The sequence below is a fragment of the Streptomyces sp. NPDC051907 genome, assembly GCF_040681075.1.
GTDB lineage: Bacteria > Actinomycetota > Actinomycetes > Streptomycetales > Streptomycetaceae > Streptomyces.
On sequence record NZ_JBFAYB010000021.1, the window covers coordinates 42,395 to 55,201 of the forward strand.

The window sequence follows — 12,807 nt, forward strand, 5'->3', positions numbered from 1 at the left end:
GGACCCGGCCAGACTTGGCGATCATGGACATAGGCGTCGACCTCGGCACGGCCAACACGCTGCTGCGCTACGCCCGAGGCCAGTGCGTGGAGGCCGTCGAAGCCTGCAGCGTCTGCCGGCGGGCGCCGGCCGGTCCGGCGGCTGAGCTCCCCGGGCCGGCCGCGTACGGCTAGCGCCCGAGCCCCGCGGGCAGCAGCGCCACCACCTCGTACATCCCGTCCCGCGCTCCCGCCGTCAGCGTGCCGCCCATGCTCTCCACCCGCTCCCGCATGGAGAACGTGCCGGTGCCGCTGGAGACCGGGGCGGTGGGCGGCGCCAGGGCCGGCAGCGCGTTGCGCGCCGCCGCCCGCAGCCGGCCGTCCCGCAGCGAGATCGTCACCGTGACCGGCTCGCCCGGCGCGTGCTTGGCCGCGTTGGTCAGGCACTCCTGGACGACCCGGTACACGGCGGTCTGCCGCAGCGGCGAGAGCCGGTACGCCTGGTCGGCGATGTCCATCGTGACGGGGCTGCCCATCCGCTCGCTCTCCCCCGCGAGCGCCCGCAGGCCCTCCAGGCCGGGCGTGGCGCGTTCGTCGGCGCGGTGGACGATGGTCTCGTTGAGCATGTGGTGGGCGCGGCGGGCGGTGTCGGCGAGCTCGTCGAAGTCCTTCTGGTGGGCCGCGCCTCTGGCCCGTGCAGCCAGCACCTCGGCGCGCACCGCGAGGACCGTCAGCTCGCGGCCCACCAGATCGTGGACGTCCCTGGCGACCGAGGTGCGCTCGTCCTGGACGGCCTGGAGCGCGGCGGTCTCGGCGCGCTGGTCCTCCAGCGCGGCGACGAGGTCCTGGCGGTACGCGGCGATGCCGACGCCGGACGCGAGCACGCCGATCGGCACGACCAGGCTGAGGAACTCGCTGAGCGTGTCCGCGCGGTGCTCGGGCCAGCCGGGCAGGTTGAACAGGGTGTAGGCGCAGACGACATAGCCGACCGTGGCGAGGACTCCGGCGGTCCGGCCCCGGAAGCGCCCCAGCGAGTAGAGCGCGAACTGGATCAGGGTCAGCTCGTGCAGCCAGCCCAGCAGGACGAGGGCGACGAGGTAGGGCAGCCAGGGCAGCCTCCGGCGCGCCAGCAGGGTCGCGGCGCCGGCGGCGAGGACGAGGGTCGCTGTGAGCCCGGAGAGGGAGTTGTCCGCCTCCGCCAGGCCCGGCACGTCCAGGACCATCAGCGACAGGCAGCTGAGCGCGGTGATCACGTCGACGGCCCGCGGCGAGGCCGCCCAGCCCTCCGCGCGCCGGCGCCCGGCCGCGGAGACACGGCGGAGCGCGAGGGCGGCGGGCGTGAAGGGCATGCCCTCCATCATCCAAGGTCGACCGACCCGGACGGCTGGCCTTCCGTCCCGATTGGTGTGAATTCGGGCACGAGGGCCGGGCGGGACGCGGACGAGGGCGCAGACGCGGGCGGACACAGCGAGAGGGCCCCGGGTCTCCCCGGAGCCCTCTGTCGTCGCGTCCGCGTGCCGTTACGCCTGGGGCAGGCGCTCCAGCTGGGCGGCGATCCGCTCGATGTCCGCCTCGGCCTTGGCGAGCCGTGTACGGATCTTGTCGACCACGTTGTCCGGCGCCTTGGCCAGGAACGCCTCGTTGCCGAGCTTCGCCAGCGCCTGGGCCTTCTCCTTCTCGGCGGCGGCCTGGTCCTTCGTCAGCCGCTTGCGCTCGGCCTCGACGTCGATCGTGCCGGACAGGTCGAGCGCGACCGTGGCGCCGGCGACCGGGAGCGACGCGGTGGCGTGGAAGCCGTCGGTCTCCGGCTGGAGACGGAGCAGCTGCCGGATGGCCGCCTCGTGCGGGACCAGCGGGGTGCCGGCCAGCTCCATGCGGGCGGGCACCTTCTGGCCGGCCTTGAGGCCCTGGTCGGTGCAGAACCGGCGGACCTCGGTGACCACCTGCTGGACGAGCTCGATCTCCTTCTCGGCGGCGTCGTCGCGGAAGCCGCTGTCGGTCGGCCAGTCGGCGATCACGACGGACTCGCGGCCGGTGAGGGTGGTCCACAGGGTCTCGGTGACGAAGGGGACCACCGGGTGCAGCAGGCGCAGGGTGACGTCCAGGACCTCGCCGAGGACCCGCGCGGACACCTTGGCCTGCTCGCCGCCCGCGAAGAACGTCGTCTTCGACAGCTCGACGTACCAGTCGAAGACCTCGTCCCACGCGAAGTGGTAGAGGGCGTCGGCGAGCTTGGCGAACTGGTAGTCGTCGTAGTACGCGTCGACGTCGGCGACCGTCTTGTTGAGCCGGGAGAGGATCCAGCGGTCGGTCGCGGACATCTGCTCGACCGGCGGCAGCGGTCCCTCGACCGTCGCGCCGTTCATCATCGCGAAGCGGGTGGCGTTCCAGATCTTGTTGGCGAAGTTGCGGGACGCCTTGACCCAGTCCTCGCCGATCGGGACGTCGACGCCCGGGTTGGCGCCGCTGGCCAGGGTGAAGCGGACGGCGTCGGAGCCGTACGCGTCCATCCAGTCCAGCGGGTTGACCGCGTTGCCGAAGGACTTCGACATCTTCTTGCCGTACTGGTCGCGGACCATGCCGTGCAGGGCGATGGTGTGGAACGGCGGGGTGCCGTCCATCGCGTACAGGCCGAACATCATCATCCGGGCGACCCAGAAGAAGAGGATGTCGTAGCCGGTGACCAGGACGGAGTTCGGGTAGAACTTCGCGAGGTCGTCGGTCTGCTCCGGCCAGCCCAGCGTGGAGAACGGCCACAGGCCGGAGGAGAACCAGGTGTCCAGGACGTCCGTGTCCTGGCGCCAGCCCTCGCCCGTCGGAGGCTGCTCGTCCGGTCCGACGCAGACGATCTCGCCGTTCGGGCCGTACCAGACGGGGATGCGGTGGCCCCACCACAGCTGGCGCGAGATGCACCAGTCGTGCAGGTTGTCGACCCAGTCGAAGTACCGCTTCTCCATCTCCTGCGGGTGGATCTTGACCTTGCCGTCGCGGACGGCGTCGCCGGCGGCCTGCGCGAGCGGGCCGACCTTGACCCACCACTGCATCGACAGGCGGGGCTCGATGGTGGTCTTGCAGCGCGAGCAGTGGCCCACGGAGTGGACGTACGGGCGCTTCTCGGCGACGATCCGGCCCTCGGCGCGCAGCGCGGCGACGATGGCCGAGCGTGCCTCGAGACGGTCCAGGCCCTGGAAGGGGCCGTGGGCGGTGATGACCGCGCGCTCGTCCATGACGGCGAGGTTCGGCAGGCCGTGGCGCTGGCCGATCTCGAAGTCGTTCGGGTCGTGGGCGGGGGTCACCTTGACGGCGCCGGTGCCGAACTCGGGGTCGACGTGCTCGTCGGCGACGACCGGGATCCGGCGGCCGGTCAGCGGCAGCTCGATCTCGACGCCGACCAAGTGCTTGTACCGCTCGTCGTCCGGGTGGACGGCGACGGCCGTGTCGCCGAGCATCGTCTCGGCGCGGGTGGTCGCGACGACGATGGACGCGTCGCCCTCGCCGTAGCGGACGGAGACGAGCTCGCCGTCGTCGTCCTGGTACTCCACCTCGATGTCCGAGATGGCCGTCAGACACCGCGGGCACCAGTTGATGATGCGCTCGGCGCGGTAGATCAGCTCGTCGTCGTAGAGCTTCTTGAAGATGGTCTGGACGGCCTGGGAGAGGCCCTCGTCCATGGTGAACCGCTCACGGGACCAGGCGACGCCGTCGCCCAGGCGCTTCATCTGGCCGGAGATCTGACCGCCGGACTCGGCCTTCCACTGCCAGACGCGCTCGACGAACGCCTCGCGCCCCAGGTCGTGGCGGGACTTGCCCTCCTTGGCGAGCTCGCGCTCGACGACGTTCTGGGTGGCGATGCCGGCGTGGTCCATGCCCGGCTGCCACAGCGTCTCGTAACCCTGCATCCGCTTGCGGCGGGTGAGGGCGTCGATCAGCGTGTGCTCGAAGGCGTGGCCCAGGTGGAGGCTGCCCGTGACGTTCGGCGGCGGGATGACGATGGTGTACGGCGGCTTGTCGCTGTTCGCGTCGGCCTCGAAGTAACCACGCTCTACCCAGCGCTCGTACAGCTTCCCCTCTACTTCGGCCGGCGCGTACTGGGTCGGCAGTTCGGGGTTGGCTGCTGGCTGCTGCTGAGTGTTGTCGGTCACGGGGCTCAGTTTAGTGGTGTCACAGGGCCGTACTGAAACGGGAATCTTCCGTAACGGTGTGACCCCCGCCGCCCCAAGACGTGGGTGCTTGGGCCAGGATGTTCGGACCACATAAATATCCGAGGGGAACGCAGTAATGAGCTACAACCAGCCGGGCCCGTACGGCGGCCAGCCTCAGCAGCCCGGACCGTACGGTCAGCCGGGTCCCTACGGCCAGCAGCCGCAGGCCCCGCAGCCCGGCTACGGCTATCCGCAGCAGGCTCCTCCGGGTGTCCCGCCGCAGCAGCCGGGCTACGGCCAGCCCCAGTACGCGGGCGCGCCCTACGGCCAGCCCCAGTACCCGGGCCAGGTCCCGCCCCCGCCGCCGGCCCCGAAGAAGAAGACGGGCCTGATCATCGGCGCCGCGGTGGTCGCACTCGCGGTGATCGCGGGCGGCGCGTACTTCCTGCTGGGCACAGGCGGGAACAGCGACGTGGCGGACGACACCAAGGGGTACAAGCTCACCCCGGCGGCGTCGGTCGACGAGTACAAGAAGAACGGCGCCGACTCGTCGACGCGCATGTCCGACGACGACAAGAAGAAGGCCGAGGGGATCGGCGTCAAGAACCCGACGCAGGTCGCCGCCTCCTACAAGTCCGGCTCGGACAGCGACCCGCTGAAGGGGAAGGTGGCCAGCCTGAGCGGGCTGTGGGGCGAGATCTCCGACCCCGAGAAGGCGATCGACGGCTACTTCGAACTGATCAAGAAGGGCGACGACGACAGCAAGAAGAGCGAGGTCGAGCTCGTCGGCAGCCCTTCCTCAGTGACGCCGTCCGGCTTCGATGGCGCCCTGATGAAGTGCCAGACCGTCAAGTCGAAGCCCGCGGCAGGGGGGTCGGCCGGCGGCGCCAAGGAGTTCGAGACCCCGATCTGCGTGTGGGCCGACTACAGCACCGTCGCCGCGGTCACCGTCTTCGACATGAGCTCGATGATGACCGGCGGCAAGGGCCTGGACCAGGACAAGGTCGCCGAGCTGGCCGCCAAGCTCTACAAGACCTCGCGCACCAAGGTCTGATCCTCGGGAAGCCCAACGCGAAGGGGCGCCCGGCCAGTTGGCCGGGCGCCCCTTTCGGGTGGCTGAGACCTACGCCGACTTCTCGTGGCGGCCGTCGTTCTTCACGATCCTCGGCTCGCGCGGGACCAGCGTCGGGTTCACGTTGTTGTGGACCACGTCCTCGGTGATGACCACGCGGGCCACGTCCTTGCGGGACGGGACCTCGTACATCACCGACATCAGGACCTCTTCCATGATCGCCCGCAGGCCTCGCGCGCCCGTGCCGCGCAGGATGGCCTGGTCGGCGATGGCCTCCAGGGCCGGGCGGTCGAAGTCCAGCTCCACGCCGTCCAGTTCGAACAGCCGCTGGTACTGCTTCACCAGCGCGTTCCGCGGCTCCACCAGGATCTGCAGCAGCGCCTCGCGGTCGAGGTTGTGGACCGAAGTCAGCACGGGGAGACGGCCGATGAACTCCGGGATCATCCCGAACTTCACCAGGTCCTCCGGCATGACCTCCTGGAACTGGTCGCTCGCCTCGATCTCGCGCTTGGAGCGGATCGTCGCGCCGAAGCCGATGCCCTTCGCTCCCGCGCGCGACTCGATGATCTTCTCCAGGCCGGCGAACGCGCCGCCCACGATGAACAGCACGTTCGTCGTGTCGATCTGGATGAACTCCTGGTGCGGGTGCTTGCGCCCGCCCTGCGGCGGCACCGAGGCCGTCGTGCCCTCGAGGATCTTCAGCAGCGCCTGCTGGACGCCCTCGCCCGACACGTCCCGGGTGATCGACGGGTTTTCGCTCTTACGGGCGACCTTGTCGATCTCGTCGATGTAGATGATCCCGGTCTCGGCCTTCTTGACGTCGTAGTCCGCCGCCTGGATCAGCTTGAGCAGGATGTTCTCGACGTCCTCGCCGACATAGCCCGCCTCCGTCAACGCGGTGGCGTCGGCGATGGCGAACGGCACGTTCAGCATGCGGGCCAGGGTCTGCGCGAGCAGCGTCTTGCCGGACCCGGTCGGACCGAGCAGCAGGATGTTGGACTTGGCGAGCTCGATCGCGTCGTCCCGGCCCTGCGCGCCGCCGTTCTCGCCGGCCTGGACGCGCTTGTAGTGGTTGTAGACCGCCACCGACAGGGCCTTCTTCGCGGGCTCCTGCCCGACGACGTACCCCTCGAGGAACTCGTAGATCTCGCGCGGCTTGGGCAGTTCCTCCCACCGCACCTCGGAGGTCTCCGCGAGCTCTTCCTCGATGATCTCGTTGCAGAGATCGATGCACTCGTCGCAGATATAGACACCGGGGCCTGCGATGAGCTTCTTCACCTGCTTCTGGCTCTTTCCGCAGAACGAGCACTTGAGCAGGTCGCCGCCATCACCGATGCGTGCCACGAGGTGCTTCCCCTTCGCCTGGGAGCAGCTTGGTTCAGCCAGCTCCTGGTGCCTCATATCCGACGGTACCTTGCCGGGCCCCCCGTTCGGGCCCCCCTTGGCGCGGTTCACATGGTCGTGCACCGCGCCAAGGGCGCCGGTCCGCTCAGGCGGCCGCTGCGGCCGTGCTCTTGCGGGTCGACACGATCTGGTCCACGAGGCCGTACGCGAGCGCGTCCTCGGCCGTCAGGATCTTGTCGCGCTCGATGTCGTCGCGCACCTTCTCGATCGGCGTGGTGGAGTGCTTCGCCAGCATCTCCTCCAGCTGCTCGCGCATCCGCAGGATTTCATTGGCCGCGATCTCCAGGTCGGAGAGCTGCTCACGGCCGGTCTGCGAGGACGGCTGGTGGATCAGCACGCGGGCGTGCGGCAGGGCCATCCGCTTGCCGGGGGTGCCGGCGGCGAGCAGCACGGCCGCGGCGGAGGCCGCCTGGCCCATGCAGACCGTCTGGATGTCCGGCTTCACGAACTGCATCGTGTCGTAGATGGCCGTGAGGGCCGTGAACGAGCCGCCGGGGCTGTTGATGTAGATGGAGATGTCGCGGTCCGGGTCCATCGACTCCAGGCACAGCAGCTGCGCCATCACGTCGTTGGCGGACGCGTCGTCGATCTGCACGCCGAGGAAGATCACGCGCTCCTCGAACAGCTTCGCGTACGGGTCGTACTCGCGCACGCCCTGCGAGGTGCGCTCGACGAAGCGCGGGACGACATAGCGGTTGTCCACCTGGGGGCCGGTGTAGAGGCCGCTGGCGGAGGCGCCGGGGAAGTTGCTCATTTCGGTGTTCACCATCCTGGTGGCGTTCTGTGGGCTGGGGAGGCTGGGGCGTGGAGCCGCCTGGTGCGGAGCGCGGGGCTCGACACTCAGGCGCCCGTCCCGCCGCCGCCCGGAACGCCCGATGCGGCGGAGATGATCTCGTCGATGAGGCCGTACGACTTGGCCTCCTCGGCGGTGAACCAGCGGTCGCGGTCACCGTCGCGGATGATGGTCTCCACGGTCTGGCCGGAGTGCAGCGCGGTGATCTCCGCCATGCGCTTCTTCGTACGGAGCAGGTACTCGGCCTGGATCTTGATGTCCGAGGCGGTGCCGCCCAGTCCGGCCGAGCCCTGGTGCATGAGGATGTCGGTGTTCGGCAGCGCGAAGCGCTTGCCGGCGGCGCCGCCGGTCAGCAGGAACTGGCCCATCGAGGCCGCCATGCCCATACCGATCGTCACCACGTCGTTCGGGATGTACTGCATGGTGTCGTAGACCGCCATGCCTGCCGTCACCGAGCCGCCGGGGCTGTTGATGTAGAGGTAGATGTCCTTGTCCGGGTCGGCGGCCAGCAGGAGCATCTGTGCCGTGATCTTGTTGGCGATCTCATCGTCGACCTGCTGGCCGAGGAAGATGATCCGCTCGCCGAGCAGCCGGTTGTAGACATGGTCGCCGAGGCCACCACCGATGGACGGCTCACCCGCGGCGTAAGGCATCAGATTCGTCACGTATCCACCTGCTCGTCTCTGACGGCTTCGGCCGTCTCAGCGTCTTCGTACTGGGGGCGGGGACTCCCCTGCCCTCGTATTCATGGACCCTAACGCGCAGGTAGGACAACGCCATCCCGGTTCCCGAACTGTTCGCTCGGAGCGCAAGGTGGTCCAGGGCGCGGGCGGCCGGTTTCAGCCGCGCTCCCCGGGGACGCCGTCAAGGCCCCTCAGGGGCGCTCACAGGGCGTGCGGAAAGCGCGCCGGGCCCCGGGCGCAGCGTGGCGTCCGGGGCCCGGCGAAGGGGTCTGCTCGAGGCTCAGGCCTCGTTCTTCTCCTCGGCCGGGGCCTCGCCCTCGACGACGGCCTCGACCGTCTCGGCGGCGGCCTCGGTCTCGTCCTCGTCGTCCTCGAGCTCGACGGCCTCGCCGTTGGTGTCGACGACCTTGGCGGCCTCGACGACCACGGCCAGCGCCTTGCCGCGGGCGACCTCGCCGACGAGCATCGGCACCTGGCCGCCCTCGACGACGGCCTGGGCGAACTGGTCCGGGCTCATGCCGGAGGAGGCGGCGCGCCGCATGAGGTGCTCGGTGAGCTCCTCCTGGTTGACGTTCAGCTTCTCCTTGTTGACCAGCTCGTCGAGGATGAACTGGGTCTTGATGCCCTTGACCGCCTGCTCCTTGGTCTCGGCGTCGAACTCCTCCTCGGTCTTGCCCTGGATCTCCAGGTACTTCGCGAGGTCGATGCCCATCTGACCGAGCTGGTGGTGCTCGAGGTTGTGCTTGCGGGTGTTGACCTCGTCCTCGAGGAGCTTCTCGGGGATCGGCACCTCGGCCAGCTTCAGCAGCTCGTCAAGGACGCGCTCCTGGGCCTGGGTGGCCTGGTCGTACTGCTTCATGTTCTCGAGGCGCTTGCGGCTGTCCGCCTTCAGCTCCTCGAGGGTGTCGAACTCGCTCGCCATCTGCGCGAACTCGTCGTCGAGCTCGGGGAGCTCACGGGCGGCGACGGCGGTCACCTTGACGCTGACCTCCGCCTCCTTGCCCTCGGCGGAGCCGCCCTTGAGCTCGGAGGTGAAGGTGGCCTCGCCGCCGGCCTCGAGACCGGTGACGGCCTCGTCGATGCCGTCGAGGAGCTCGCCCGAGCCGATGGTGTACGAGACGCCGCTGGCGACGCCGTCCGCGAGGACCTCGCCGTCGACCTTGGCCTCGAGGTCGATCGTCACGACGTCGCCGTCGGCGGCGGCGCGCTCGACCGGGTTGGTGGAGGCGAAGCGCTCGCGCAGCTGCTCCACGGACTTGTCGACGTCCTCGTCGGTGACCTCGACGGCGTCGACGGTCACCTCGATGCCGGAGTAGTCCGGGATCTCGATGGCCGGGCGGATGTCGACCTCGGCGGTGAAGGCCAGCGTCTCGCCGTCCTTCAGCTCCGTGATGTCGACCTCGGGCTGGCCGAGCGGGTTGACCTCGGCCTCGTTGATCGCCTCGGTGTAGAACTTCGGGAGGGCGTCGTTGACGGCCTCCTCCAGCACCGCACCACGGCCGAACCGCTGGTCGATCACTCGGGCCGGGATCTTGCCCTTGCGGAAGCCCTTGACCGTGACCTGCTGGTTGATCTTCTTGTACGCCGCGTCGAGGCTGTCCTTGAGCTCCTCGAAGGGCACCTCGACAGTGAGCCGAACCCGAGTCGGGTTCAGGGTCTCCACGGCGCTCTTCACGGTTCGGTCTCCTTGGTGGCTGAATTCTGGGGTTCTGCTGCGTCCGCCGCACTGGAGGCGGCTCAGCGGATTCGGCCCGGCTCGTTCGGCAGACTCGGTGAGACTGAGACTCGGCAGACACACGGGCACGCAGCTTGCATAGTAGCCGCAAGGAGGATGAGCCCCACAACGCGATCTTGCAGGGCGGTCGTGACATTGGTCGGGGTGGCCGGATTCGAACCGACGACCTTCCGCTCCCAAAGCGGACGCGCTACCAAGCTGCGCCACACCCCGTCGGTGCGACACGTAGGGTACATGCCCGCAGGCCATGCGGCTGCCGCATTCTGGGGGCCGGACGACGGCACGACTTCGAGGCGTGAATGGGGTGTGCGAGAGCGGCCCCGGACCCGCTACGATGCTCTTCGTACCGCGGCCTCGTGACCTGCGGTGCGACGCTTGCGGGCGTAGCTCAATGGTAGAGCCCTAGTCTTCCAAACTAGCTACGCGGGTTCGATTCCCGTCGCCCGCTCTGCAAGACCTCGGGCCCGGCTCGGTGACGTGTTCACCTAGTCGGGCCCGAGGCGTTCCCGGTCTGCCCACCGCGACTCCATAGAGCGCCGTCGCCGACCGGCGCAGGGCGAGGGCGGCGGGTCCAGTGCGTAGCCGCCGATCTCGGCGGGAGCCCCGTCACGCAGGGCGATCGCCGTCTCGCCGTGGGGCGCGGGAGGCTAGAAGCTGATCTGGTTGATCGTGTCGGCTATGGAGTCGAGGAACCTCTGGATGGACGGGGCCATGCCCGTCGACGCGAGGAAGAAGCCGAAGAGCACGGCGACTATGGCCGGTCCCGCCTTGAGAGAGCCGCCGCGGATGAGCACCACGAGGACGATCGCCAACAGCAGCACCACTGACAGCGAAATGGCCACAACTGATCACACCCTCGGTCGTTCCCGCCTGACCCGCCCGGGGTTGTACGACCCAGCACACCCCCGCATGGTCCATCGTGCCACCAACATCCCTCAGAACGCTGCCCGCTGACGAATCGTCGTCGTCTGGATCACGCCATCCGTACACGTGTGCCCATCCGGCGCAGGGCGGGCGGTTCCTCCGGCAGAGTGAAATACGAGAGGGAATTCACAGTGATCGCTTCTATGCCTGCACATGTCGTTCACGGGAAATTCAAGAGCGCGCGGTGAGGTAATTCACTCGCATGGACGGTGGAGGCGAAATGCCCCCTTTCATGGGGATTAACTAGGGCATATCACCCGGTTGGCGGCTGTTTCAGATACGAATGGACCTTCCCCGCAAGGGGTTTTACGAAATCGAATGAGCGCGGCTAAGGTGCCTCAGATGTTCCACGCTCCGCACGGATATCAAAGGGCTCCGCTCCCCCAGGCCCGGGAGCCGGATCCCGTTCCGACGACGCAGCGGCCGGGCTCCCCGGCCCCCGCCGCGCCTGGCGAGAAGTGCACCCCGCGGTCCGCTCCGCCGTCCAGCCAGCGAGACGCGTACTTCGACAACGCGAAGTACCTGGCCATCGTGCTCGTCGCCATGGCGCACGCGTGGGAGCCGCTGATGGACGGCAGCCGCCTGACCCGCGCGCTCTACATGGTCGTCTACACGTTCCATATGCCGGCCTTCATCCTGGTCTCCGGCTACTTCTCGCGGAGCTACACCGGCAAGCCGCACCAGCTCAGACGGCTGCTGACCGGCATCGCCGTGCCGTACGTCGTCTTCGAGATCGCGTACTCGCTGTTCGCGCGGTGGGCGAACGACGACCCCGGGCACCCCATCAGCCTGCTCGACCCGTTCTATCTGACCTGGTTCCTGGCCGCGCTGTTCGTCTGGCGGCTGGCGACACCGCTGCTGCGCGTGATCAAGTGGCCGCTGCCCGTGGCGCTCGCCCTCGCCTCCCTCGCAGCGCTGACGCCCAACATCGGGGACGACCTCAACCTCCAGCGGGTGCTCCAGTTCCTCCCCTTCTTCGTGCTGGGCCTGTGCATGAAGCCCGAGCACTTCCAGCTGGTGCGCCGGCGCGAGGTGCGGCTGCTGGCTCTGCCGCTGTTCGCCGTCGCGGGCGTGGTGGCCTACTGGGCCGCGCCCCGGATGAACCTCGCCTGGTTCTACCGGGGCAGCAGCGCCCAGGAGCTGGGCGTGCCGTGGTGGTCGGGCGTGGTGATGACCCTCGCCTTCTTCGGCTGCGCGGTGCTGCTCACGGCCGGCTTCCTGGCGTGGGTCCCGCGCCGCAGGACCTGGTTCACGGTGCTGGGCGCGGGCACGATCTGCGGCTATGTGCTGCACGGCTTCCTGGTCAAGGCCATGGGCTACTCCGGCCTCGTCGAGGAGAACCCCTGGCTGAGCTCGCCGGGCGGCGAGATCGTCGTGACGCTGGTCGCGGCGGCCGCGGTGACGCTGATGTGCACGCCTCCGGTGCGCAGGGCGCTGCGGTGGGCGACGGAGCCGGACATGAAGTGGGCGTTTCGGCGGGACGCGGCGGAGCTGGGGCCGGCGCGCTGACCCGTTGAGGCCGCGGGCCCCGGCACCCGTTCCGGCCCCCGGTCAGGCGTCTTCGGCCCCGGCCCGCGGTCAGGCGTCGTCGGCCGCGGACAGGCCCAGCAGGCCCCGGACCTTCGCGTACTTCGCCGTCAGCCGGGTGCGCGTCGCCTCGTCGAGGACCGCGAGCCGCGCCGGGTCGGCGTTGTGCGCCAGGTCCGCCTCCTTGACCAGGCGGGCGCCGGGCGTGGCCAGGATGCGGGCGGTGTACGCCTCCAGCTCCTCGCCCTCGCGCTTGGTGAGCGCCAGGACCATGTCCTTGACCGACGGGGGCAGCGCGGCGGCCTCCAGCCACTGGCGGGAGAGCGCGTCGTCCTCGACGGCGTCGTGCAGCCAGCCCGCGGCGATCTGCTCGTCGCTGCCGCCGCGGGCGCGCACTCCCTCGGCGACGGCCTGGAGGTGCTCGGCGTACGGCCGCCCCGCCTTGTCCTGCTGAGCCGCGTGGGCCTCGCGGGCGATGGCCTCGACCTCGGCCAGGGTCAGGGTCTGCTCGGGCATGTCCCCGACTGTACGGCCCCGTTCGTCGGGACG

Annotated in this window: 11 protein-coding genes and 2 tRNA genes; 4 read left to right on the forward strand and 9 right to left on the reverse strand. The window is 69.4% G+C overall.

The features are described from left to right. Window positions 1–23: 23 nt before the first annotated feature. Window positions 24–173 carry a hypothetical protein gene (locus AB0M39_RS14525; RefSeq protein WP_365363953.1) on the forward strand — a complete coding sequence of 50 codons (150 nt, stop codon included), beginning with the start codon at window positions 24–26 and terminating at the stop codon, window positions 171–173. On the opposite strand, the gene AB0M39_RS14530 is transcribed toward AB0M39_RS14525, so the two are convergent. Together AB0M39_RS14530 and AB0M39_RS14535 are read right to left on the reverse strand one after the other, a co-directional pair. Further along, window positions 170–1,327, reverse strand: coding sequence for a histidine kinase (locus tag AB0M39_RS14530; protein ID WP_365363955.1), 1,158 nt, complete (start codon window positions 1,325–1,327; stop codon window positions 170–172). The genes AB0M39_RS14525 and AB0M39_RS14530 overlap by 4 nt on opposite strands. 171 nt (window positions 1,328–1,498) lie before the next feature. Next, a complete protein-coding gene (locus AB0M39_RS14535; protein ID WP_365363957.1) occupies window positions 1,499–4,120 on the reverse strand; it encodes a valine--tRNA ligase in 2,622 nt (873 codons plus the stop codon). Window positions 4,121–4,256: 136 nt separating this feature from the next. On the opposite strand from AB0M39_RS14535, the gene AB0M39_RS14540 reads away from it, so the two are divergent. Beyond that, entirely contained in the window at window positions 4,257–5,174 is a 918-nt protein-coding gene (locus tag AB0M39_RS14540) for a hypothetical protein (protein WP_365363960.1), read from the forward strand. A gap of 69 nt (window positions 5,175–5,243) precedes the next feature. Here AB0M39_RS14540 and clpX read toward each other — a convergent pair whose 3' ends face one another. The 5 genes from clpX to AB0M39_RS14565 all read right to left on the reverse strand — a co-directional run bounded on the left by clpX (window position 5,244) and on the right by AB0M39_RS14565 (window position 10,020). Continuing rightward, window positions 5,244–6,536 carry an ATP-dependent Clp protease ATP-binding subunit ClpX gene (clpX, locus tag AB0M39_RS14545; RefSeq protein WP_365363962.1) on the reverse strand — a complete coding sequence of 431 codons (1,293 nt, stop codon included), beginning with the start codon at window positions 6,534–6,536 and terminating at the stop codon, window positions 5,244–5,246. A gap of 145 nt (window positions 6,537–6,681) precedes the next feature. Then, window positions 6,682–7,365, reverse strand: coding sequence for an ATP-dependent Clp protease proteolytic subunit (locus tag AB0M39_RS14550; protein ID WP_365363964.1), 684 nt, complete (start codon window positions 7,363–7,365; stop codon window positions 6,682–6,684). Between the two features lie 71 nt (window positions 7,366–7,436). Then, window positions 7,437–8,042 carry an ATP-dependent Clp protease proteolytic subunit gene (locus tag AB0M39_RS14555; RefSeq protein WP_365364038.1) on the reverse strand — a complete coding sequence of 202 codons (606 nt, stop codon included), beginning with the start codon at window positions 8,040–8,042 and terminating at the stop codon, window positions 7,437–7,439. Window positions 8,043–8,352: 310 nt separating this feature from the next. Then, entirely contained in the window at window positions 8,353–9,747 is a 1,395-nt protein-coding gene (tig, locus tag AB0M39_RS14560) for a trigger factor (RefSeq protein WP_365363966.1), read from the reverse strand. 196 nt (window positions 9,748–9,943) lie between these two features. Further along, window positions 9,944–10,020: transfer RNA gene (locus AB0M39_RS14565), tRNA-Pro, on the reverse strand. Between the two features lie 164 nt (window positions 10,021–10,184). Between AB0M39_RS14565 and AB0M39_RS14570 the strand changes: the two genes are divergently transcribed. Further along, a tRNA-Gly gene (locus AB0M39_RS14570) sits at window positions 10,185–10,255 on the forward strand. Between the two features lie 199 nt (window positions 10,256–10,454). On the opposite strand, the gene AB0M39_RS14575 is transcribed toward AB0M39_RS14570, so the two are convergent. After that, on the reverse strand, window positions 10,455–10,649 hold the full coding sequence (locus AB0M39_RS14575; RefSeq protein ID WP_365363969.1) for a hypothetical protein: 195 nt from the start codon (window positions 10,647–10,649) through the stop codon (window positions 10,455–10,457). Window positions 10,650–11,073: 424 nt separating this feature from the next. Here AB0M39_RS14575 and AB0M39_RS14580 point away from each other — a divergent pair, with 424 nt between their 5' ends. After that, on the forward strand, window positions 11,074–12,240 hold the full coding sequence (locus AB0M39_RS14580) for an acyltransferase family protein (protein WP_365363971.1): 1,167 nt from the start codon (window positions 11,074–11,076) through the stop codon (window positions 12,238–12,240). A gap of 69 nt (window positions 12,241–12,309) precedes the next feature. Here AB0M39_RS14580 and AB0M39_RS14585 read toward each other — a convergent pair whose 3' ends face one another. After that, a complete protein-coding gene (locus AB0M39_RS14585) occupies window positions 12,310–12,774 on the reverse strand; it encodes an HD domain-containing protein (RefSeq protein WP_365363973.1) in 465 nt (154 codons plus the stop codon). Between the last annotated feature and the right edge of the window lie 33 nt (window positions 12,775–12,807).